The 21,745-nt window shown below is 67.4% G+C and carries 19 protein-coding genes, 1 tRNA gene, 1 other RNA gene and 1 pseudogene; 13 read left to right on the top strand and 9 right to left on the bottom strand.

Features of this window, described 5'->3' with window-relative positions:
* Positions 1-74: 74 nt before the first annotated feature.
* Positions 75-686, bottom strand: a complete 612-nt coding sequence (locus tag ACFTZB_RS06080; protein ID WP_015890149.1) for a PPA1309 family protein — start codon at positions 684-686, stop codon at positions 75-77.
* Positions 687-841: 155 nt separating this feature from the next.
* Here ACFTZB_RS06080 and ACFTZB_RS06075 point away from each other — a divergent pair, with 155 nt between their 5' ends.
* Positions 842-3,823 carry a UPF0182 family protein gene (locus ACFTZB_RS06075; protein WP_378430566.1) on the top strand — a complete coding sequence of 994 codons (2,982 nt, stop codon included), beginning with the start codon at positions 842-844 and terminating at the stop codon, positions 3,821-3,823.
* Between the two features lie 78 nt (positions 3,824-3,901).
* On the opposite strand, the gene ACFTZB_RS06070 is transcribed toward ACFTZB_RS06075, so the two are convergent.
* Positions 3,902-4,456, bottom strand: a complete 555-nt coding sequence (locus tag ACFTZB_RS06070; RefSeq protein ID WP_378430565.1) for a transglycosylase family protein — start codon at positions 4,454-4,456, stop codon at positions 3,902-3,904.
* Positions 4,457-4,937: 481 nt separating this feature from the next.
* Positions 4,938-5,267: pseudogene (locus ACFTZB_RS06065) on the bottom strand (transglycosylase family protein); the annotation flags it as partial.
* Positions 5,268-5,707: 440 nt separating this feature from the next.
* On the opposite strand from ACFTZB_RS06065, the gene ACFTZB_RS06060 reads away from it, so the two are divergent.
* Positions 5,708-5,784, top strand: a tRNA-Met gene (locus ACFTZB_RS06060).
* A 103-nt stretch (positions 5,785-5,887) separates the two neighbouring features.
* On the opposite strand, the gene ACFTZB_RS06055 is transcribed toward ACFTZB_RS06060, so the two are convergent.
* Positions 5,888-7,522 carry an acyl-CoA synthetase gene (locus ACFTZB_RS06055; protein ID WP_378430564.1) on the bottom strand — a complete coding sequence of 545 codons (1,635 nt, stop codon included), beginning with the start codon at positions 7,520-7,522 and terminating at the stop codon, positions 5,888-5,890.
* 80 nt (positions 7,523-7,602) lie between these two features.
* Entirely contained in the window at positions 7,603-8,364 is a 762-nt protein-coding gene (locus ACFTZB_RS06050) for an MBL fold metallo-hydrolase (protein ID WP_378430563.1), read from the bottom strand.
* A gap of 97 nt (positions 8,365-8,461) precedes the next feature.
* Here ACFTZB_RS06050 and ACFTZB_RS06045 point away from each other — a divergent pair, with 97 nt between their 5' ends.
* Positions 8,462-10,453: an alkaline phosphatase family protein gene (locus ACFTZB_RS06045; protein WP_378430562.1), complete on the top strand. Its 1,992-nt coding sequence runs from the start codon at positions 8,462-8,464 to the stop codon at positions 10,451-10,453.
* 36 nt (positions 10,454-10,489) lie between these two features.
* Here ACFTZB_RS06045 and ACFTZB_RS06040 read toward each other — a convergent pair whose 3' ends face one another.
* The 4 genes from ACFTZB_RS06040 to ACFTZB_RS06025 form a co-directional block, all read right to left on the bottom strand.
* Complete coding sequence (locus ACFTZB_RS06040; RefSeq protein ID WP_378430561.1) at positions 10,490-11,695, bottom strand: acyl-CoA dehydrogenase family protein; 1,206 nt, start codon at positions 11,693-11,695, stop codon at positions 10,490-10,492.
* Between the two features lie 28 nt (positions 11,696-11,723).
* Positions 11,724-13,136, bottom strand: a complete 1,413-nt coding sequence (locus ACFTZB_RS06035) for an acyl-CoA dehydrogenase family protein (RefSeq protein WP_378430560.1) — start codon at positions 13,134-13,136, stop codon at positions 11,724-11,726.
* A 215-nt stretch (positions 13,137-13,351) separates the two neighbouring features.
* Positions 13,352-14,134: a histidinol-phosphatase gene (hisN, locus tag ACFTZB_RS06030; RefSeq protein WP_378430559.1), complete on the bottom strand. Its 783-nt coding sequence runs from the start codon at positions 14,132-14,134 to the stop codon at positions 13,352-13,354.
* 36 nt (positions 14,135-14,170) lie between these two features.
* Positions 14,171-14,665 (bottom strand): beta-class carbonic anhydrase, encoded by a 495-nt coding sequence (locus ACFTZB_RS06025; RefSeq protein ID WP_378430558.1) that lies wholly within the window; start codon positions 14,663-14,665, stop codon positions 14,171-14,173.
* A gap of 166 nt (positions 14,666-14,831) precedes the next feature.
* On the opposite strand from ACFTZB_RS06025, the gene prfB reads away from it, so the two are divergent.
* The 10 genes from prfB to crcB all read left to right on the top strand — a co-directional run bounded on the left by prfB (position 14,832) and on the right by crcB (position 21,700).
* A complete protein-coding gene (gene prfB / locus ACFTZB_RS06020) occupies positions 14,832-15,938 on the top strand; it encodes a peptide chain release factor 2 (protein ID WP_378430557.1) in 1,107 nt (368 codons plus the stop codon).
* 5 nt (positions 15,939-15,943) lie between these two features.
* Positions 15,944-16,840: a mechanosensitive ion channel family protein gene (locus tag ACFTZB_RS06015; RefSeq protein ID WP_378430568.1), complete on the top strand. Its 897-nt coding sequence runs from the start codon at positions 15,944-15,946 to the stop codon at positions 16,838-16,840.
* Positions 16,837-17,298: a hypothetical protein gene (locus ACFTZB_RS06010; RefSeq protein ID WP_378430556.1), complete on the top strand. Its 462-nt coding sequence runs from the start codon at positions 16,837-16,839 to the stop codon at positions 17,296-17,298. Before ACFTZB_RS06015 ends, ACFTZB_RS06010 begins: the two co-directional genes overlap by 4 nt.
* A 53-nt stretch (positions 17,299-17,351) precedes the next feature.
* Positions 17,352-18,041 carry a cell division ATP-binding protein FtsE gene (gene ftsE / locus ACFTZB_RS06005; RefSeq protein WP_005240222.1) on the top strand — a complete coding sequence of 230 codons (690 nt, stop codon included), beginning with the start codon at positions 17,352-17,354 and terminating at the stop codon, positions 18,039-18,041.
* Between the two features lie 67 nt (positions 18,042-18,108).
* Complete coding sequence (gene ftsX / locus ACFTZB_RS06000) at positions 18,109-19,014, top strand: permease-like cell division protein FtsX (RefSeq protein ID WP_072937689.1); 906 nt, start codon at positions 18,109-18,111, stop codon at positions 19,012-19,014.
* A gap of 75 nt (positions 19,015-19,089) precedes the next feature.
* A complete protein-coding gene (gene smpB, locus ACFTZB_RS05995) occupies positions 19,090-19,563 on the top strand; it encodes an SsrA-binding protein SmpB (protein WP_378430555.1) in 474 nt (157 codons plus the stop codon).
* Positions 19,564-19,571: 8 nt separating this feature from the next.
* A complete protein-coding gene (locus ACFTZB_RS05990; protein WP_378430567.1) occupies positions 19,572-20,426 on the top strand; it encodes an EamA family transporter in 855 nt (284 codons plus the stop codon).
* A 95-nt stretch (positions 20,427-20,521) separates the two neighbouring features.
* Positions 20,522-20,893, top strand: a transfer-messenger RNA (tmRNA) gene (gene ssrA / locus ACFTZB_RS05985).
* A gap of 91 nt (positions 20,894-20,984) precedes the next feature.
* A complete protein-coding gene (locus tag ACFTZB_RS05980; protein WP_378430554.1) occupies positions 20,985-21,359 on the top strand; it encodes a fluoride efflux transporter FluC in 375 nt (124 codons plus the stop codon).
* Positions 21,356-21,700 carry a fluoride efflux transporter CrcB gene (crcB, locus tag ACFTZB_RS05975; RefSeq protein ID WP_378430553.1) on the top strand — a complete coding sequence of 115 codons (345 nt, stop codon included), beginning with the start codon at positions 21,356-21,358 and terminating at the stop codon, positions 21,698-21,700. Before ACFTZB_RS05980 ends, crcB begins: the two co-directional genes overlap by 4 nt.
* The last annotated feature ends 45 nt before the right edge of the window (positions 21,701-21,745 follow it).

The following is a 21,745-nucleotide window of genomic DNA, read 5'->3' as shown; positions in this document are numbered from 1 at the left end:
CACTCGAGGCCGTCAACACCGGCGCCGACGCGCCGCACTGCTGATTGCGGCGCGGCCGGTTCCGGTCGACGCGGTCAGTCGTCTTCGGTCGCGTCGAGGGTGGCGTACAGCGCGCTGACGAGATTCGGTGCCAGGTCCTCGTAGGTGAGCAGTTCGATCCCGGCGTACGGGTCGGCGTCCTCGTCGGGGCGCAACTGCATCAGGCACAGCGACGGTCCGTCGCGCAGCACGGCGGCGATGAGCCGGGCGGACCGGCGGTCGGGATGCGACTCGGCCGCGGCCCGTGCGGCGTCGTCGGCGGCGTCGCGGTCGGACAGGAGGGGGACGAGCGCGTCGTCGAGATCGGATTCCGCCTCGGGCGGCAGGACGACGATCTCCTGGACGAGGGCGCATCCGACCACGGACTCGGGCCAGCTGGTGGTGGCGAGGAATTCGTCGAGTGCGCGTGACCCGCCGTCGATGTCGCCGGGGAACGGATCCTGTTCCACCGGGGTCAATTCCGCACCGTCGGCGAGTTGGTCGAGCAGGCTCGGTTCGGCGGCCGCGAGGAGTTCGGTCGGGACGAGTGCGAACATCTGGGGCGGCTGATCCCACCCTCCGGCATCGACGAATTCGACCACCTCACGCACGCAGCGGGCGAGGGCGTCCGTCTCTCGGTTCACATTCTCTTCACTCACAGGACCCATCTTCGCACCCCCGGAACAGGACCGACGGCGGCAACTCTCGGTTGTTACGTAGAGTGGGACGAAACGGTCACGCCCTCGCTGTTCCGGGTGTGGACCACCGAACGGTGCAGTTGACCGCGGCGTGAGAGCGTCGCCGAGTTCTTGGAGTGTGGCACGTGGGCATGCGGCCCCCCGCAGGTTTACCGTCGTTGTCCAAACGCAGTCGAGTGCTGCTGGTGCTGGCGCTTGTCGTCGCGGCCCTGCTGCTGGTGGGTCCTCGGCTGATCAGCACGTACACGGACTGGTTGTGGTTCGGTGAGGTCGGATTCCGTGGTGTCTTCACCACGGTCCTGATCACCCGTCTGCTGCTCTTCCTCGTGGTGGGGGTGGTGGTCGGCGGAATCGTCTGGCTGGCACTGCTGCTCGCGTACCGTTCGCGGCCGGTGTTCGTGCCCGTGTCGGGTCCCAACGATCCGGTGGCGCGGTACCGCACCACGGTGATGACCCGGCTGCGCCTGTTCGGCCTCGCGATTCCGATCGCGGTGGGACTGCTGGCCGGTCTGATCGCGCAGTCCAGTTGGGTGACGGTGCAGCTGTTCGTCAACGGCGGCGCGTTCGGCGTCGCCGATCCCGAATTCGGCCTCGACGTCGGCTTCTACACGTTCGATCTGCCGTTCTACCGTTTCGTCCTCAACTGGCTGTTCGTGGCGGTGCTGCTGGCGTTCTTCGCGAGCCTGGTGACGCACTACATCTTCGGTGGACTCAAGCTGGCAGGCCGGGGCGGCGCGCTGACCAACGCGGCGCGAGTCCAGTTGGCAGTGCTGGCGGGAACGTTCATTCTCCTCAAGGCCGTCGCGTACTGGTTCGACCGGTATTCCCTGCTGTCGAGCAGCCGCAAGGAGCCCACGTTCACCGGTGGTAGCTACACCGACATGAACGCGGTGCTGCAGGCGAAGCTGATCCTGCTGGCCATCGCGGTCATCTGCGCGGGCGCGTTCTTCGCGGCGATCTTCCTGCGAGATCTGCGGATTCCCGCAATGGCCACAGCCCTTCTCGTGCTCTCGTCGATCCTGGTCGGCGCGGTGTGGCCGCTCGTCGTGGAGCAGTTCTCGGTGCGTCCCAACGCCGCCGACAAGGAGAGCGCGTACATCGAGCGGAACATCGCCGCCACCCGGCAGGCGTACGGCATCACCGACGACAAGGTCGAGTACCAGGACTACCAGGGGTACGGGACGACGCCGCCGCGCGACGTGCCCGCCGACGTCACGACGATCGCGAACACGCGACTGCTGGACCCGAACATCCTGTCGCGGACGTTCACCCAGCAGCAGCAGCTGAAGAACTTCTACGGTTTCCCGCCGACGCTCGACATCGACCGCTACGACATCGACGGGGAGATGCGTGACTACATCGTCGCGGCCCGCGAGTTGTCGTCGAAGAGCCTGACAGGCAACCAGACGGACTGGATCAACAAGCACACCGTCTACACGCACGGCAACGGACTGGTCGCGGCCCCCGCGAACCGGGTGAACGCCGCCGCGGGCGAGTCCGCGGAGGAAGCCGCGAACAGCAACAGCGGTTACCCCGTCTACATGGTCAGCGACATCGCCTCACAGGCGGCGGGCAACCAGGTCATCCCGGTCGAGCAGCCGCGCATCTACTACGGCGAGGTCATCGCCGACACCGATGCCGACTACGCGATCGTCGGCGGCTCCGAGGGTTCGGATCCGCGGGAGTACGACACCGACACCTCGCGCTACACGTACACCGGTTCGGGTGGTGTGCCGATCGGCAACTGGTTCAACCGGCTGGCGTTCGCGGCGAAGTACACCGAACGCAACATCCTGTTCTCCGGAGCGATCGGTTCGGATTCGAAGATCATCTACAACCGGGACCCGCGGGACCGGGTCACCCACGTAGCACCGTGGCTGACCGCGGACGGCGACTCGTACCCGGCCGTCGTCGACGGCAAGGTCGTGTGGATCGTGGACGCCTACACCACACTGCAGGACTACCCGTACGCGCAGCGCAGTTCGCTCGACGGACTCGTCGAGGACAGCATCGACCAGAACACCGGCCGCCTCCTGCCCCGCAAGGAGGTGTCCTACATCCGCAACTCGGTGAAGGCCACCGTCGACGCGTACGACGGCACCGTGAAGCTCTACCAGGTGGACCAGAACGATCCCGTGCTCGATGCCTGGATGGGTGTGTTCCCCGACGCCGTGCAGCCTGCGGACTCGATTCCGGACGAATTGCGCGCGCACTTCCGTTATCCCGAGGACCTGTTCAAGGTGCAGCGCGAGATGCTCGCCAAGTACCACGTGGACGATCCGAAGGAGTTCTTCACCAACAACGCGTTCTGGTCGGTGCCGAGCGATCCCACGATCGACACGAGCGCGAACCAGCCGCCGTATTACGTGCTGGTCGGTGATCCCGAGACCGGGAAACCGTCCTTCAACCTGACCAGTGCGATGGTGGGGTACAGCCGCGAGTTCCTGTCCGCCTACCTGTCGGTGAAATCGGACCCGGAGAACTATGGCAAGTTCACGGTGCTCCAATTGCCGACGGACACCCAGACCCAGGGTCCGCAGCAGACGCAGAACTCGATGATCTCGGATCCGCGCGTGGCGTCGGAGCGAACGCTGCTCGAGAGATCGAACAAGATTCAGTACGGCAACCTGCTGACACTGCCGATCGCGAACGGCGGAATCCTGTACGTCGAACCGATGTATACGGAGCGAAGTTCGACGGGCCCGAACACGTCGACGTTCCCGCAGCTGTCCCGAGTGCTGGTGAGCTACCGCGAGCCGCCGCCGAGTAACAGTGTGCGCGTCGGGTACGCCCCGACTCTGGCACAGGCGCTCGACCAGGTGTTCGGTGCCGGCACGGGCTCGGTGGCGACGGCGCCCAGCGCCGAGGAGGGGACACCTCCGGACACGGGTACGACGCCGCCCATCGACCAGGGTGCGGCACAGCCGGCGCCCACCGCACCGGCGACCCCGCCGTCCGGTACGGACGTCTCGGCGGCGGTGGCGGAGCTGGACGCGTCGCTCGACGCGTTGACATCGGCGCAGCGCAGCGGTGACTTCGCGGCATACGGCGCGGCCCTCGCCCGGGTGCAGAAGGCGGTCGCCGCGTACGAGGCGATCCCGAAGTAGAGGCGTTTCACCGGGAGAACGAACGAGGCCCTGTCATCCGAACCGGATGACAGGGCCTCGTCGTATGCGAGCGGAAGATCAGCGCAGTGCGTCGACCAGCTGCGGGTTGGCGTCCACCAGCTGCTGGAACTGCTGTCCGTAGCCGTTCTGCTCGGCGACCTGACGTGCGGCGTCCAGGGCCTGCTGCGCGGCGGGCTGGACCGGGGCGGGCGCCTGGACCTGTGCCGGTGCCGCGGGGGCGGGGGCCGGGGTGGGCGCCGGCGCGGGCGCGGGGGCCTCGGCGACGTCGCCGCCACCGGTGGTGAGGTACTGACCGCACACCGGCCAGGCACCCTGGCCCTGCGTCGCGAGAACATTCTCGGCGACCCGGACCTGCTCGGCCTTGCTGGCGTTCGATGCCGAGCCGCTACCGCCGTTGGCCTCCCAGGTGCTCTGCGAGAACTGCAGGCCGCCGTAGTAGCCGTTTCCGGTGTTGATTCCCCAGTTGCCGCCGCTCTCGCACGCTGCGACGCCGTCCCAGTTGTGGGAGGCGGCGGAGGCGGTGCCTGCGCTCAGTCCGAGCGGGACGGCGACGACGGCTCCGGTGACGGCGATCCAGCCGAGGGCACGCTTGCTGATGCTGTGATGGGTCATGCGGGGTCAATCCTCTCCGCGCTTGCTGGCGTGGCCGGCCTGCGGGCGACGACGTTCGCGTCGTCGCACCGGGCTGCGATTTCTGTGCCGCGTCCCTGCCCCTCGAAGGTTTCGGGGATTCCGAACCCGCGGGGCAGAGCTAGCAGCGGCGGGCCGGCTTTCGCCCGGTTGTTTCGGGCCGAGAGCGACCGTACGGGAGCTTCGCCCGCAGTTCACCTGGCGAAATTGGTGGACAGCTGTCCGGTGCCGAGTGGGAACTCGGCCTGTTTCCGCAGGTCAGATGCTGTCGATATCGTTTCGGAGTTGATTCGTTACACTGCTGTTATGTGACGGGGATCACGACGAATTTGTGGAGCGGCTCACGCGGAAATGGCGGGGAAACGGCTCGTGATGATGTAAGCCGATGTCCTGCAACGCGCGAGTGCCCTGCGCGCGGTCGTGCTGCGCGCAGGGCACTCGGGCAGGTGTGGGGTGCGGATCAGAGGTACTGTCCGCAGACCGGCCAGGCGCCGGGTCCCTGGGTCGCCAGGACGTTCTCGGCAACGCGAATCTGCTCCTCGCGCGATGCGTTCGCAGGCGAGCCGGAGCCGCCGTTCGCGGCCCAGGTGCTGTCGGTGAACTGCAAGCCGCCCGAGAAGCCGTTTCCGGTGTCGGCGCCCCAGTTGCCGCTGCTCTCGCACGCCGCGACAGCGTCCCAGTCTCCGGAAGCGGCCGAAGCGGTGCCGGTGCTCACGCCGAGCGGCACTCCGATGACTGCTCCGGTGAGTGCGACTGCGCCCATGGTCCGCTTGACGATGCTGGAATTGAACATGTGGTTGATTCCTCTCCGCGCCTGCCGACGAGGTGGTCGTGTGGATGACGGCTGGTGTGCCGACCCGGTGATCGATCTGTCCTCGTCCTGCCCCTCGAGGTGTCGGGATTCCGGATCCCGCTGGGGCAGGTCGAGCTGCGGCGGGTCGGCGTTGCCCGTTGGTTTCGGGCTGGCAACGAACGTACGCGGCGATCACGGAATGGTCACGGGCCGATTTTCTGTGACGGGCGTCCAAATACTGGGATGAACGCACAGCGTTTCCGCAGGTCGACCCACGAGTTGCGGGTTCCGAAAACGTTACAGATTTTCCCGAAAGTGTGACGCAGGTCATAACTTTTAGGTAACGGATGTGACTCGGGTGGTGCTGAAAGGTTGCTAGTCGGCCTCTTTTCGGGCGATTTGCAATCCGTTCGTTCGCTCGTGTAACTTTGTTCATGCAGCGCGGGGTGGAGCAGCTCGGTAGCTCGCTGGGCTCATAACCCAGAGGTCGCAGGTTCAAATCCTGTCCCCGCTACCACCGAAGAACCGGTGTCCTGGAATCCAGGGCACCGGTTCTTTTTTGTTCCGTATTCAGTTCCGTGGCCGGCGACGGAGCGCCGAGCGGGGCGCAGGCCGGTGGATCAGCTCTCCGAGACGTCCATCTCGATCAGGACGCGGCGCAGCAACTTGCCCGTCGCGTTGCGGGGGAGTTCCTCGATGAAGATGATCTCGCGGGGCACTTTGTACCGCGCCAGGTTCGACTTGACGTGAGCCTTCATTTCCTCGGCGTCCTTCGCGGACCCGGGGGCGGGCACGACGAAAGCCCTGAGTCGATGGCCGAACTCGGAGTCCTCGACACCGATCACGGCCGCCTCGAGCACGTCCTCGCGGTCGGCGAGCAGGTTCTCGACTTCGAGCGGGTACACGTTCTCGCCGCCGGAGACGATCATGTCGTCGTCGCGGCCGTCCACGAAGAGCAGGCCGTTGCGGTCGAAGTGCCCGACGTCGCCGGTCGACAGCAGACCGTTGATGCGCTCCTTGTCGCGACCGTCGGTGTATCCGGAGAAGCTGAGACCGCTGGCGACGAAGATGCGTCCGACGGTGCCGGGTTCGGTGATCCGTCGACTCGACTCGTCGTACAGCTCCACGTGGCACGTGACGGGAGCCCGGCCCGCGGTACCCGGCGCCAGTTCGAGGTCGGCGGGTGTCGCGACGGTGGCGACGGCGACCTCGGTGGAGCCGTACAGGTTGTGGAGCACCGTGCCGAACGCGGCGGTGGTGCGCTTGCAGAGGTCGGGGGAGAGCGCGGACCCGGCCGCGAAGATGATCTTCAGGCTCGACGTGTCGTACTTCGCCAAGGTCTCCGGTCCGAGATCGATGATGCGCTGCAACATGGTGGGGACGACGACGAGCGTGTCGCACCGGTGCTTCTCGACCAGGCGAATCGTGTTCTCCGGATCGAACTTCCGATGCATCACCACGGTCTGTCCCAGCGCCAGCGCGAGCGCGAACTGGGAAACTCCCGTCCCGTGGAAGGCGGGGGCAGCCATCATCATCGTCTGGCCGCGCCGCAGTGGAACCCGGTCGAGGAACTGTGCCGACGCGAGCGGCGACGTGTGTCCGCGGGGAGCGCCCTTCGGCGTGCCGGTGGTGCCACTGGTGAGGAGGACGAATCCGCCCAGCGCGGACGGTGCGGGCAGTGGAGCGCGGTCCCGGCCCTGCATCGCCTCGTCGAGCGTGCGGACCCGGGACGACGAATTCTCGTCCGCCCACGAACGATAGACGAGCACCTCGTCCGGGAGGGCCTCGGCGACCTGGTGGAATTCGTCGTCGTACACGAAGGCCTGCACCTGCTCGCGGGCAGCGACGTCGACGAGTTGCGGCCGGGCGAAACCGGTGTTCATCAGCACCAGCTTGGTGCCGTTCTTGGCAGCGGCGAGCATCGTGAGCACCAGGCCACGATGATTGCGGCACATGCATCCCATGACGGAACCCGCAGTGATGCCGTCGGCCTGCCACGCACGCACCAGGGCGTTGGACTGTTCCTCGATGTCGGCGTAGGTGAGGGGGCCGCGCTCGTCGACGATGGCCACCGCGTCCAGGCCTGCCTCGGCGTTCGCGTGGACGGGTCCTGCGAACGGACCGTACTTCCGCACCGCCAGAATCGATCGGACGCCCTGGTCGACGCGGGGAAACGGAACGAGGCCTGCGCGGTTCATCACCCGCACAGCTCCCACGGCGTCGGTCAGCTTGGTGAGAACGTGCTGCACTGACATGTCGAACCCTTCGGATAGGCGGGACCGTGTCACCAGTCAGGGTAGAGGACAGCGGCACCGGTGCCGGTCGTAACCGACAGTCACCGCAATGCCTCGCCCGGCTCCAGTTCGACTGCCTTCAGGCCGTCCGCGTCCGCGTGACGGACGAACTCGCCACCGGGGCCGTGGAATCGGCGGGGCCGGACCGCGTCCATTCCGATCGGCCAGAGCGTGCCGAAGTGGATCGGGATCGACACCGCGGCGGCCACGGACCTCGCCGCGGCGGCGGCCGATTCCGGATCCATGTGTCCCGGTCCGAGATTCGGCCCCCACCCTCCGACCGGCAGCAGTGCGACGTCGCAGCGCGGAACCCACTCCGCCATCGCGGGGTCGAACGCGGTGTCCCCGGCGAAATACGTGGACGCCGCGCCGTCGACGACGTAACCCAGCGCCTGCGCCCGCTGCGGGCCCCGGCGCCACCGCCTGCCGTCGTGCACGGCGGGTACCGCGCGCACCGTCACCGAACCGAGTCGCACGTCCTGACCGGGCGACAACTCGATCAGCCGGTCGCCGAACACCCGCAGTCCCGCAAACGCGTTCACCGCGCCGCGGGGAACGACGATCGGAACGTCGTTGTCGATCAGGGTGAGCGAGGGCAGGTGGGTGTGGTCGGCGTGCAGATGGGACAGCAGCACGGCGTCGGGCCGCACCGGGTCGGCCATCGGGTCGGGGCCGCGGCGACGCCGCAGGTGAGCCACCCGTGCCGTCAGCACCGGGTCCGTCAGGATCGTCGTGCCGGTGTCCGTGATCTCGACCGTCGCATGCCCTCGCCACCGGATGAGCACCCCTGCGTTCTCGGTCATGGCGGTCCCGTTCGCTCGTCGCGGTGACGCTGCTGCGGTGAGTTCCGCCGCGCCACTCCCTGTCAGACCTTACGATCCCCCAAAAGGGAGGTCTGCGATGCGCTCTCTGGGCTCGGCGGCCAGGACGATCACCGAATTTCTCGTGCTGTGGCTCGTCTCCGCCGTCGCACTGGTCCTGACCGACCTGATCCTGCCGGGGGTCCGGCTGCAGCCGACACCTGCGGGCGGTCCCTTCGACACCATCCCGGCAGCATTGTTCCTCGCCCTCGTGTACGGACTGCTGTCGGTCACCCTGTGGCCGTTGCTCGTGCGCGCGATGCTGTGGGTCGGTCCCGCGCTGCTGTTCCTGGGCGTGTTCGCCGGAAACTGGCTGATCATGGTGCTCGCCGTGCGGGTCGTCCCGGTCGCCACCACGGAACGGGTCGCCGACGTGCTGGTGCTGGCCCTGGTGATGTCCGTCGTCGGTTCCGGTGTCGCCGGAGCCATCGCGGCCAGGCGTGACGACACGTACCGTTTGATGCTGGTGCGCCGCAACCGGTCCCGGCTGCGACGTCGCGGGGGTGCGGACGCGGCGCCGGGGGAGCCCGGGCTGCTCTGCATCCAGATCGACGGACTCGGCCACGCGGTGCTGCAACGCGCGATCCGCGACGGCGTCACGCCGCACCTCGCCGGGCTCGTGCACCGGGGTTCCCACGTCCTGGCGTCCTGGCACACGGATTGGAGCAGTCAGACCGGTGCGAGCCAGCTCGGGATCCTGCACGGTGACAACCACAACGTGCCCGCGTTCCGGTGGTACGACAAGACCCGCGGCACCGTCGCCGTCTTCAGCAATCCCGCCGACAACGCCGCCCGCGAACTCGAGCGCGCGCACCGGCCCGGTCTCCTCACCGGGGGAGCCAGCCGCGGCAACCTGGTCACCGGCGGCGCCGACGACAACGTCCTCGTGGTCAGCCGGATGCGAGGCGCCCGGATGGGGGGCAGGGCAACCGGATACGCCGACTATTTCGTCGACCCGGCGAGCGCCGTGCGCACCGCGGTCCGGCTCGTCGCCGAGGTGCTGCGGGAAAACGTGCAGGCGTACCGGCAACGCCGCGCCGACGTCGTTCCGCGCGTCCGGCGGGGTGGGCTGTATCCGCTGGTCCGTGCGTTCACGACGGTCGTCGAGACGGACGTCGTCGTCGCCGCGGTCGTCGGCGATCTCATCGCGGGCCGCAGCCCCGTGTACGTCGACCTGGTCGGGTACGACGAGGTCGCCCACCATTCCGGTGTCGAACGCCCCGAGACGCGTAAGGTCCTGCGCACACTCGACGCCGAGATCGGGTTGATCGCCGCTGTCGCCGCCCAGGCGGGCAGGCCCTACCGCATCGTCGTGCTGTCGGATCACGGGCAGAGTCAGGGGGCCACGTTCCGCGACCGCTACGGCAAGGGCCTCGAGGACATCGTGCTCGACGCCTGCCATGCACCGGGTCGCCGCGGGGGTGCCTCCGTCACGCTCGGCAGCCGTGGGCGCGGCGCCGAGGGCCTCGGCTATGCCGAGGCCAGCCTCAGGTCGGAAGCGGCTCCCGACGTCGCCGTCACCCCGGGCGAGAATCCGGTGGTCCTCGCGTCGGGCAATCTCGGTCTGGTCAGCTTCCCGCAGCTGCCGGGCCGGGCCACCCGCGAATGGATCGACGCCCGCTACCCGGACCTGATTCCGGCGCTCGCCACACATCCCGGCATCGGGTTCGTGCTCGTGGCCCGCGACGACGGCGGCTCGGTCGTGCTCGGGCCTGGCGGCAGCATCGACGTCGCCACCGGTGCGGTCGACGGTGTCGATCCGCTCACCGATTTCGGGCCCGGCGCCCTCGACCGCGTCCGCCGCACGGACACGTTCGACAACGTCGCCGACCTGATGGTGGGCGGGCGGTACTGGCCGGACACCCGGGAGGTCGCCGCATTCGAAGACCAGGTCGGATCGCACGGCGGGCTCGGTGGACCTCAGAACACGCCGTTCCTGCTGTATCCCGCGGACCTGCCCGCGCCACCGAACCCTCTGCAGGGCGCCGAAGCGGTGCACGAGGTACTGGTCCGGTGGCGCGACCTCGAGTGAATCCCGTTCCCGGACGGGATGGGCCGTGCGCGGGTGCTACTTCAGCTCGGCCGACGACTTCCCGAGCAGACGGCGGGCCACGATCAGCTGCTGGATCTGCTGTGTGCCCTCGAAGATGTCGAGGATCTTCGAGTCGCGTGCCCACTTCTCGAGCAGCGGGCGCTCCGAGTATCCCAACGTGCCGGCGAGCTCGACGGCCTTGAGGGAGATGGCGGTTCCGGTGCGGCCGGCCTTCGCCTTCGACATCGACGCCTCGAGTGAGTTCGGCTTCTTGTTGTCCGCCATCCACGTTGCCCGCAGAGCGAGCAGGTAGGCGGCTTCCCAGTCGGCCTCGAGTTGCAGGAACTCGGCGGCGGCGGCGTGCTGGTTGTACGCGGGGGTGTCGTACGAGATCTCCACACCGGCGTCGGAGAGGATGCTGCGCAGTTCCTCGAGCGCGGCGCGGCCCAGGCCGACCGCCATGCCGGCGACGATCGGACGGGTGTTGTCGAACGTCTGCATGACGCCGGCAAAGCCCTTCTCGACGTTGACCTCCGGCGTGCCGAGCAGGTTGTCCTTCGGGATCCGGCAATCCTGCAGCAGCAGCACTGCGGTGTCCGACGCCTTGACGCCCAGCTTGTGCTCGAGGCGGGCGACGCTCAGGCCCGGGGCGTCGCGCGGGACGACGAACGACTTGATCGCGGCGCGGCCCTTGGTCTTGTCGACGGTGGCCCACACGACGATGTGGGTGGAACGCTCGCCGGCGGTGACGAAGATTTTCTCACCGTTGAGGACGTATTCGTCGCCGTCGAGGACCGCGGTGGTGGTGACGGCGGCGGAGTCGGAACCGAAACCGGGTTCGGTGATCGCCATCGACGCCCACACCTTGCCGAAACGCTCGAGCTGCTCGTCGGTGGCGACCGCCGCGATCGCCGAGTTGCCGAGACCCTGGTACGGGATCGCCAGTGTGAGACCCACGTCGCCCCAGCAGGTTTCGATGACATTCATCAGCGACGACATGTTGCCGCCGTTGACGTTCCCGATGACCTTCGGTTCGTCGCCGCGTCCGAGGGCGGCTCCCGCCGCCCCCTTTCCGGAGTCGTTGAGGCCCTCCACCATGGCGGCCATGGTGTCGAGTTCCTTGGGGTAGGCGTGCTCCGCGAGATCGTACTTGCGGGAGATCGGCCGGAAGATTTCTGCCGCAACCTGGTGCGCCTGGTTCGCGGAGGCTTTGAGCTTCTTGGGAAGTTCGAGGTTGATCATGACTTTTCCTTAGTTCGAATCCGGCCGCTCAGATCAGGACGATGCCCTCGGCGACGCCGATGGCGCGCAGATCGCGGTACCAGCGCTCCACGGGATGTTCCTTGGTGTAACCGTGGCCACCGAGCAGCTGGACGCCGTCGAGACCGATCTGCATGCCCTTCTCGGACGCCAGCTTTCGGGCGAGGGCCGATTCGCGTGCGAAGGAGAGCCCCTGCTCGGCGCGGGAGGCGCCGCGCAACGTGACCAGGCGCAGGCCGTCGAGTTCGATGCCGATGTTCGCGACCATGAACGCGACCGCCTGACGGTTGCTGATCGGCTCACCGAACGCGACCCGCTCGTTGACGTAGGGGATCACGTAGTCGAGAACGGCTTGCCCGGTGCCGACCGCGAGTGACGCCCAGCCGAGGCGGGCCAGCCGGATCGCGTCGGCGTACTCGGCCTTCCGCGCGTCGGCGTCGGCGGCGCCGAGCAGACCCGACTCGGGCACGGCGACGTCGGTGAGGTTGAGCCGGCCGAGCCCCGCGGCGCGCAGGCCCATGCTCGGGTCCGCCTCCACGACGAGTCCCTTGGTGTCGGCCTCGATGATGAAGAAGGACGGCTTGCCGTCGAGTTCGGCCGCCACGATGAACAGCTCCGAGGAGGCGGCGGCGGGAACGAGGCTCTTGACGCCGTTGAGCTTGTAGCCGCTGGGGGAGCGGACCGCCTTGGTCTGCAATGCGAACGGATCGAACAGTGCGCGGGGCTCGTTGACGACGACGGCCGCATTCGGGACCTGCTCGCCCGTGAACGACGGCAGGTAGGTCTTCTGCTGGGAGTCGGTGCCCCATTGGGTGAGGGCGACGGCGACGCCGCTCGGCGCGAGGATTGGCAGCGCGAGCCCCATGTCGCCGTGGGCGAGGGCCTCGGCGACGAGGGAGTTGGTGACGGCGCCGCGCTCGCTGGCGGCCCCGTCGAGTTCCTCGGGGACGTTGATGAGGGTGATGCCGAGTTCGGCGGCGCGCTTCACGAGATCCGCCGGTGCGGAGGCGGCAGCGTCGGCGTCGTGCCCGGCGGGCCGCAGGATCTCGGCGGCGAACTCGCGCACGGTCTCGACGATCATCTGCTGCTCGTCGCTCGGCGTGAGGTCGAAGTAGCCGGCTTTGGCGGTCGGGTTGTCGGGGAGGCGTTTCGGTGTGCCGCCGCCGGACACCTTCTGGAATCCGCGGGTCGCGGCGCCGAGTGTCTTGAAGCCGGTCTTGGTGCCTTCGTAGGTCACCCGGTCGATCGTCTGGCGCAGGTTGTACTTCTCGGCCAGATCGGATCCGGTGATCTTGGTCAGCACGCGCATCGCGGCACCCATGGCGTCGCGCTTGACGGGATTCAGTCCGACGGCGGACGTGTCGCGGGGGTTCCGCTTCGCTCTGCCGTTGGGGGCAACAGTGTCTTGCTTGCTCATGATCACCAGCTGTTTCTCGGTGTTCGGGCGTGGACACCAAGTATCTTACTCAGCAGTAAGGTGAGTGTCTACTATCGAGTAAGTTCCGGTGCCCGCGAGCTCCCACCGATCGGGTTCGAGCCCGATTCTCGGGGGGTGCAGGCAGCAGGCATGCGAGAACCGCCCTCCTCGGGAGCCGAGGAGGGCGGGGGTGTATGAGGACTGCTGCCTGTAGTACTGCGTCAGCGCAGTCGGGACAGCGCCTCGTCGTGCAGCAAGGTGTTGGTCGCCAGCGCGCTACCGCCGTGCGGGCCGTCGGCGCCGGCGAGGTTGGTGAACCGGCCACCGGCCTCGCGCACCAGGACGTCGAGAGGTGCGAGATCCCACAACGACACCTCGGGCTCGGCGGCGATGTCGACGGCGCCCTCGGCGAGCAGGCAGTAGGAGAAGAAGTCACCGAATCCGCGGACCCGCCACACATCATCGGTGAGGGCGAGGAACTGCTCGCGGATACCGAGTTCCTTCCACCCGGACAGGCTCGAGAACGTGAGGCTGGCCGAACCCAGCCGGTCTACGGCCGAGACGGTGATCCGAGTGGGCTCGGAGCCGTCGAACGTCGACCAGGCGCCGTGACCCGATGCCGCCCACCAGCGGCGCGCGAGTGCCGGGGCGCTCACGACGCCGACGGTGGGAACGCCGTCCTCGAGCAGCGCGATCAGCGTGGCCCAGACGGGGACGCCCCGCACGAAGTTCTTGGTGCCGTCGATCGGGTCGACCACCCACTGCCGTCCCGAGAACTGCGCGTCGCCGCCGAACTCCTCACCGAGGACGGCGTCGGCGGGCCGCTCGGATTCCAGCGTCGCCCGGACCGCCCGTTCCACCGCGAGATCCGCGTCCGTGACCGGGGTGAGATCGGGTTTGTCGTCCACCGACAGGTCGAGTGCCCCGAAACGGGCTTTCGTGATCGCGTCCGCCTCGTCGGCGATTCGGAGGGCGAGCTGCAGGTCGGCGTCGAGGTCGGTCACGGTCGCACAGATTACTCGTACCGCGCCGGCCCGAGGTCAGTCGATCTTCACCTCGGCGAGCTTGCCGGTGGCGACGTCGAAGACGAACCCGCGCAGGGACGTGGTCGCCGTGACGAAGGGGCTGGCCTGGATGCGGCGCAGCGACTGTCGGACGTCCTCGTCGAGGTCGCGGAACGCCTCGGCCGACCAGGCCGGCTTGATTCCGACCTCGTCCTGGATGGACTTCTTGAAATCGTCGTCGGTGAACGTGAGCATCCCGCAGTCCGTGTGGTGGATGAGGATGATCTCGGTGGTGCCGAGCAGCCGCTGGCTGATCGCGAGCGAGCGGATCTCGTCGTCCGTCACCACCCCGCCCGCGTTGCGGATGACGTGCGCCTCACCGTCCTGGAGGCCGAGGATCCGGTAGACGTCCAGACGGGCGTCCATGCAGGCGAGGACCGCGACGTGCTTGCTCGGGGGCAGCGGGAGCGGCCCGGTGAATCCGGCGGCGTACTCCTCGTTGTTCTTCAGGTACTGGTCGGTCACGGTCATCGTCGACTCCGTCCGGGATGGCGGCACGAACAAGTGCGTACCCGTGCATGCAACAAGGTGCTTCCGGGGTCCGCAAGGCTTTCACGCCCCGTGATCGGAAGGGGTGACTTCGGCCGGAACGAAGGGGTGACAGGGCACCTGTCCGCACCCGGTAACCTTGGGAACCGTGCATCCCGACGTATCCGCAGACCTCAGCGAGCTCGACACCACCCTCCGCACCGTCGAATCGGTGCTGGACGTGGAGGAGTTGCGCCGCCGCATCGACGAGCTCGAACACCAGGCCGCCGATCCGGAGCTGTGGAACGACCAGGAGCATGCCCAGCAGGTCACCAGCCAGCTGTCGCACTCCCAGGCCGAACTGCGCCGCGTCGAGGAACTGCGCTCGCGGCTCGACGACATGCCGGTGCTCTACGAACTCGCCGAGGACGAGGGCGCGGAGGCCGTCGCGGACGCCGACGCCGAGCGGCACAGCCTGCGCGAGGACATCGCGGCGATGGAAGTCAAGACGATGCTCTCCGGTGAATACGACGAGCGTGACGCGCTGGTCAACATCCGCTCCGGCGCCGGTGGCATCGACGCCGCCGACTGGGCCGAGATGCTGATGCGCATGTACATCCGCTGGGCCGAGAAGCACGGTTACGGTGTCGAGGTCTACGACACGTCCTACGCGGAAGAGGCCGGCATCAAGAGCGCGACGTTCGCGGTCAAGGCGCCGTACAGCTACGGGACGCTCTCCGTCGAGATGGGCACACACCGGCTGGTCCGGATCAGCCCGTTCGACAACCAGGGTCGCCGCCAGACGTCGTTCGCCGAGGTCGAGGTCCTGCCCGTGGTCGAGACCACCGACCACATCGACGTCAACGAGAACGACGTCCGCGTCGACGTGTACCGCTCGTCGGGTCCCGGCGGGCAGTCCGTGAACACCACCGACTCCGCGGTCCGGTTGACGCACATCCCGACCGGCATCGTCGTGACGTGTCAGAACGAGAAGTCGCAGCTGCAGAACAAGGTGTCGGCGATGCGCGTCCTGCAGGCCAAGCTGCTCGAGGTCAAGCGCAAGGAGGAGCGCGCCGAGATGGACGCGCTCAAGGGCGACGGCGGTAGTTCCTGGGGCAACCAGATGCGGTCGTACGTGCTGCACCCGTACCAGATGGTCAAGGATCTGCGCACCGAGTACGAGGTCAACAACCCGTCGGCGGTGCTCGACGGTGACATCGACGGTTTCCTCGAATCCGGCATCCGGTGGCGGATGCGCGAGAATCAGGCGTCCTGATCTCCATGGAAGCGGCGGCGGCAGTGTTCGCTCCCACCCAGAACCTCCTCGACTGGCTCTCGTCGACGGGGCTCGCGGTGTCCCTCACCGTCCTCGGAGCCATCCTGATGGCGCGGTTCGTCAATTGGGGCGGCCGCAAGGTGACCGACCGGATCGACAGCAACTACATGCAGGGCGACGCCCTCGTGCGGTCCGAGGCGACCAAGCACCGGCACTCCGTGGCGCAGGTGATCACGTGGGTGATCATCACCATCATCTACGTCATCGCGACGATGAAGGTTCTCGACCAGCTGAGCCTGCCGATCGGCAGCCTGGTGGCCCCGGCCACCGTGCTCGGTGCGGCGCTCGGTTTCGGTGCGCAGCGCGTCGTGCAGGACATTCTCGCCGGCTTCTTCATCATCACCGAACGCCAGTACGGGTTCGGTGACACGGTGCAACTCGCGGTGACGGGGTCTTCGGAGGACGCCGAGGGTGTGATCGAGGACGTCACGCTCCGGGTCACCCGGATGCGGAACTCGGACGGTGAGGTCATCACCGTTCCCAACGGCCAGATCGTGAAGGCGATCAACCTGTCCAAGGACTGGGCGCGTGCCGTGATCGACGTTCCCGTCCCGGCCACCTCCGACATCAACCGTGTCAACGAGGTGCTCCACCAGGTCGGTGTGGAGGCCTTTGCGGATCGGGGACTGAAGAAGCTACTGCTCGACGAGCCGACGGTGATGGGAGTGGAGAGTCTGACGGTCGACGAGGTCAGTGTCCGCGTCGTGGCGCGGACCTTGCCGGGTAAACAGTTCCAGGTCGGGCGCGCACTGCGCGTGCGCATCGCCACCGCGATGAGACGGCAGGGCATCACCGTCGAACCGGACCTCCAGACGGTCCGGGCAGCGGAGGGCGAGGGATGACCGACGAACCCCGGCGCGGACTGGACCGGATTCTGAACTCCTCGTTCCTTCCCGCCAAGATCCTCGGTGGCCGGGTGCGGACGTCGACGCTGGTGCTGTGCATCCTGTGGGTGGTGCTGTACACGCTGTACACGTACCTCAACCCCGCCGAAGAGATGGTCCAGGGGCCGGTCGCCCCAGCCGTCGTCCCCACCCGGGAGGCGCCGATCCAGGAGACCACGCCGCCGACGTCGGAGTACGAGACGACGGTCGAGTCGACGACGGAGACGGCGACGACCACCGAGACGACACCCGAGCCGACGCCGGAGCGGACGGCGCCCACCGGGACCAGTCAGGTGACGTCGACGCCGACGCTGCCGTTCGGGATTCCCAATCCGTTCCCGCCACCGCCGACGACGACGCCGCCGACCACGTCTTCCGTCCCGACGACGTCGGCGACACCGCAGACGGGGCGATGACGCGCGCGTCGCTCCATTTGGTCACTGTTCGATAACGTCTAGACTGGCTCCTCGTGATCAGCGTCGAGAATGTGTCGAAGTCGTACAAGACCTCCACGAGGCCCGCCCTGGACAAGGTGAGCGTCGAGGTGGACAAGGGCGAGTTCGTCTTCCTGATCGGCCCGTCGGGCTCGGGAAAGTCGACGTTCATGCGCCTGCTCCTCAAGGAGGAGTCACCGACGTCGGGCGACATCCACATCGCGGATTTCCACGTCAACAAGCTGTCCGCCCGGCGTGTGCCGAAGCTGCGGCAGAGTATGGGCGTCGTCTTCCAGGACTTCCGGCTCCTGCAGAAGAAGACCGTGTCCGAGAACGTCGCGTTCGCGCTCGAGGTGATCGGGAAGCCGCGGGCGATGATCTCCCGGACCGTCCCCGAGGTGCTCGAGATGGTCGGGCTGTCGGGGAAGGCCGACCGGCTCCCCACCGAACTGTCCGGTGGTGAGCAGCAGCGCGTCGCGATCGCGCGGGCGTTCGTGAACCGGCCGCTGGTGCTGCTGTGTGACGAGCCCACCGGCAACCTCGACCCGGAGACCAGCCAGGACATCATGCTGCTGCTCGAACGGATCAACCGCACCGGGACGACGGTGGTGATGGCGACCCACGACCACCACATCGTCGACTCGATGCGCCGACGCGTGGTGGAACTGGACCTCGGCAGAGTGGTGCGCGACGAGGCTCGGGGTGTGTACGGCGTGGGGCGTTAGCCGCCCTCCCTGCACTCCGCGCTTCCGTACTGTCCCCAAGTCTCCTACGAAGGACTCTGATTCCCCGATGCGTGCCAGTTTCATTTTCAGTGAGGTCCTGACCGGACTCCGTCGCAACGTCACCATGACCATCGCGATGATCCTCACCACCGCGATCTCCCTCGGCCTGTTCGGCAGCGGGTTGCTGGTGGTGCAGATGGCCGGCAAGACCCAGCAGATCTTCCTGGACCGCGTCGAGGTGCAGATCTTCCTCACCGACGACATCTCCACCTCGGACCCGGGCTGTGAGGGGGAGATCTGCAAGTCGCTGCGCACGGAACTGGAGGACACGCCGTCGGTGGTGTCGGTGGAGTACCTCAACCGGGACGACGCGGTGAAGGACGCGACGGAGCGGGTGTTCAAGGACCAGCCCGAACTCGCCGCGCTCGTCAGCCCCGACAGCTTCCCCGCCTCGTTCAAGGTCAAACTCAGCGACCCCGAGCGGTTCGGTGTGATCAACGAGAACTTCGGCACCCGCCCCGGCGTCGAGAGCGTCCTCAACCAGCGCGAACTGGTCGAGCGGCTCTTCAGCGTCCTCAACGGGGTGCGCAACGCGGCGTTCGCGATCGCGATCGTGCAGGCCGTGGCGGCAATTCTCCTGATCGCGAACATGGTTCAGATCGCGGCCTTCACCCGTCGCACCGAGGTCGGCATCATGCGGTTGGTCGGTGCCACCCGCTGGTACACACAGTTGCCGTTCCTGCTCGAGGCGGTGGTCGCCGCGCTGGTCGGCGCCGTCCTGGCCATCGTCGGCCTGTTCACCGCGAAGAACATGTTCATCGACGACGTGCTCGCGGACGTGTACGAGGCCAACATCGTGGCCCGGATCTCCAACAGCGACGTGCTGTTCGTGTCGCCGGTGCTGGTGCTGGTGGGCGTCGGAATGGCGGCGGTCACCGCATACGTGACCCTGCGCTTGTACGTCCGCGAATAATCGGTTTGCCCCTTCTCCTATGCTGGAGGGCACGAACTGTTCACCTCGGACATCGCGGACTGAAAGGCCCGGAACGTGAAGGAAAAGGGCCGCAAGGTCATTGCGACCAACCGCAAGGCGCGTCACAACTACACCATTCTCGACGTCTACGAGGCGGGGATCGCCCTCGTCGGTACCGAGGTGAAGAGTCTGCGCGAGGGCAAGGCGTCGCTCGTCGACGCGTTCGCCACCGTCGACGACGGGGAGGTGTGGCTGCGCTCCCTGCACATCCCCGAGTACACGCAGGGCACGTGGACCAACCACTCCCCGCGGCGCACCCGGAAGTTGCTGCTGCACAAGCGGGAGATCGAGCACCTCGTCGGCAAGACCCGCGAGGGCAACCAGACGCTGGTTCCCCTGTCGATGTACTTCTCCGACGGCAAGGTCAAGGTGGAGCTCGCGCTCGCCAAGGGCAAGCAGGACTACGACAAGCGCCAGGAAGTGGCCAGGCGGACCGCCGAGCGTGAGGTGACCCGCGAACTCGGACGCCGAGTCAAGGGCATGCGCTGACTTCTATCCTGCTCGCGCTCGTGGCCGCGATCGGTTATGGCGTGAGCGATTTCGTCGGGGGCGTCGCGTCCCGCAGGGTGGCGGCGCTGCGCGTCGTCATCGTGTCGTATCCGCTGTCCCTGCTGATCGTGCTCCTGGTCGCCCCGTTCGCCGGAGGCACCCTCACCTCGTCCTCCCTCGTGTGGGGTGCGGTGGCGGGAGTGGCAGGCGGCGTGGCGGTCTGGTGGTTCTACCTCGCGTTGGCGTCGGGACCGATGTCGGTGGTGTCGCCGCTGACGGCCGTGCTGGTCGCCGGTATTCCGGTGTTGATCGGGCTCGCGTTCGGCGAGCGGCCCGGGCCTGTCGCGTACATCGGGATCGTGGTGGCCCTCGTCGCCGTCGTCCTCGTCAGCCGGGAATCGCCCGACGAGACCGCGGGCGAGGTGGCAGGCGGCAGGGTGCTGCGCTTCACCCGCACGGTGGCGCTGCTCACCGTCGGATCCGGCATAGCGTTCGCGCTGTCCTTCGTCTCGCTGCACCAGATCGGCGAGGAGGGCGGCATGTGGGCGCTCGCCGTGTCCCGCGCCGCGGCGACCGCGGTGGTGTGGCTCGTCGCCCTGGCCGCAGGCCACTTCGTGCCACCCCACGGCGAACCCCTCAGACTCGCCGTGTACGTGAGTTTCCTGGACGTCCTGGCCAACGCGGCGATGATGTACGCGTTCCAGGGTGGCCTGCTGTCGCTCGTCAGCGTGATCGGGTCGCTGTATCCCGCGGCCACCGTGCTGCTGGCGATGGTGATGCTCGGTGAACGGGTGAGCAGGATGCAGCAGGCGGGGATGCTCCTCGCCCTCGCGGCCGTCGGAATGATCGCCGTGGCCAGCTGAAATACGCCCGTCGACACGCCCGGGGAAAACCGGGATGAATCCGGGCGGGGTTCGCGTTACACTAGGTGGCCCCGCGAGACTCGTGGGGCACGTACGGGGCTGAACGGTTTCGACTGCGTACGTTGAGGTAGGGGAAGCGTGTCGGTGCAGGCAAGAGACCACCGTAAGCGTCGCTGCAAACATATAAGCGCCGATTCCAATCAGCGCGACTACGCACTCGCTGCCTAAGTAGCGACTGCGTGTCTGTCAGTCCGGGTTCGCCCTCGGTCCGGGTACTGGCATCAGCTAGAGGGCTTTACCGTTCGACTCGGTCGCGGAGTCGAATGGGACAACCAACAGCGACTGGGATCGTCATCCTGGCTTGTTTGCGAGACCGGGAGATCCAAGTAGAGACATAGCAAACTGCACACGGAGAAGCCCTAGCTTTGCTGCGGAGGACCCGGGTTCAATTCCCGGCAGCTCCACCAAGGTCCGGGCCGGACACCACCAGGTGATCCGGCCCGGATTTTTTTGTGCCCGCACCGGAGTTCGACAATCCCGCACGGCCGCCGTGACACGATGTGTGCCGTGTCCCTGACGAAACCGGTGGCCGTGGTCGCGCTGGGCGGTGCGCTCGGTGCGTCCGCGAGATTCCTGCTGTCCGAGGCGTGGCCGGGCATCTGGACCGTCCTCCTGATCAACGTCGTCGGGTCACTGTTGCTCGGCTACCTCGCGGAGACGGTCGGACCGGACCGGTTGTGGCGACTGTTCCTGGGGGTCGGCGTCCTCGGCGGTTTCACCACGTTCTCGACGTTCGCCGTCGACGCCGTACGGGAGGACGCCGTCACCGCGGCGTTCTACGTGGTGGCCACCCTCATTCCTGCCCTGCTCGCGGCGCGGCTGGGGATGCTCGCCGGTCACCGGCACCGCCTGGCCCGAAAGGCGGCTCCATGACCGTTCTGCTCGTGGCGTTCGGCGGCGCGCTCGGTGCGACGACGCGCTACCTCGCCGGCCGGTACGTCGACTCGTACCGCAGTTTTCCGGTGGCCACCTTCCTCGTGAACGTCGCAGGATGCCTGATCCTCGGTCTGCTGTCGGGGGCGTCGATGTCCGCGCAGACGTTCGCGTTGCTGGGCACCGGATTCTGCGGCGGACTGACCACCTACTCGACGTTCGCCGTGGAATCGGTGGGACTGCTGCGGATCCGGTTGGCGCTCACGTCCCTCGTCTACGTGGTCGTGAGTGTGGCGGCCGGTCTGGCCGTGGCCTGGCTCGGATTCCGATTGACGTCTTGAGCGCACACTCCGGCGCGAGGGTGCAGGATGGGTTGGAGCCGAGTT

Source organism: Rhodococcus sp. NPDC057014 (assembly GCF_042673295.1).
GTDB lineage: Bacteria > Actinomycetota > Actinomycetes > Mycobacteriales > Mycobacteriaceae > Rhodococcus_F.
Note: the sequence above shows the minus strand (reverse complement) of the source record. Positions and strands in the feature narration are given on the sequence as shown.

What these genes read in the sequence shown, in the direction of transcription:
- ACFTZB_RS06055 (WP_378430564.1), bottom strand. Translation starts at nt 7,522, where the DNA reads ATGTCAGTGCAGCACGTTCTCACCAAGCTGACCGACGCCGTGGGAGCT.
- crcB (WP_378430553.1), top strand. Translation starts at nt 21,356, where the DNA reads ATGACCGTTCTGCTCGTGGCGTTCGGCGGCGCGCTCGGTGCGACGACG.
- ACFTZB_RS06015 (WP_378430568.1), top strand. Translation starts at nt 15,944, where the DNA reads ATGGAAGCGGCGGCGGCAGTGTTCGCTCCCACCCAGAACCTCCTCGAC.
- ACFTZB_RS06025 (WP_378430558.1), bottom strand. Translation starts at nt 14,665, where the DNA reads ATGACCGTGACCGACCAGTACCTGAAGAACAACGAGGAGTACGCCGCC.
- ACFTZB_RS06045 (WP_378430562.1), top strand. Translation starts at nt 8,462, where the DNA reads ATGCGCTCTCTGGGCTCGGCGGCCAGGACGATCACCGAATTTCTCGTG.
- ACFTZB_RS06010 (WP_378430556.1), top strand. Translation starts at nt 16,837, where the DNA reads ATGACCGACGAACCCCGGCGCGGACTGGACCGGATTCTGAACTCCTCG.
- ACFTZB_RS05980 (WP_378430554.1), top strand. Translation starts at nt 20,985, where the DNA reads ATGTGTGCCGTGTCCCTGACGAAACCGGTGGCCGTGGTCGCGCTGGGC.
- ACFTZB_RS06080 (WP_015890149.1), bottom strand. Translation starts at nt 686, where the DNA reads ATGGGTCCTGTGAGTGAAGAGAATGTGAACCGAGAGACGGACGCCCTC.
- ACFTZB_RS06070 (WP_378430565.1), bottom strand. Translation starts at nt 4,456, where the DNA reads ATGACCCATCACAGCATCAGCAAGCGTGCCCTCGGCTGGATCGCCGTC.
- ACFTZB_RS06050 (WP_378430563.1), bottom strand. Translation starts at nt 8,364, where the DNA reads ATGACCGAGAACGCAGGGGTGCTCATCCGGTGGCGAGGGCATGCGACG.
- ftsX (WP_072937689.1), top strand. Translation starts at nt 18,109, where the DNA reads ATGCGTGCCAGTTTCATTTTCAGTGAGGTCCTGACCGGACTCCGTCGC.
- ACFTZB_RS06040 (WP_378430561.1), bottom strand. Translation starts at nt 11,695, where the DNA reads ATGATCAACCTCGAACTTCCCAAGAAGCTCAAAGCCTCCGCGAACCAG.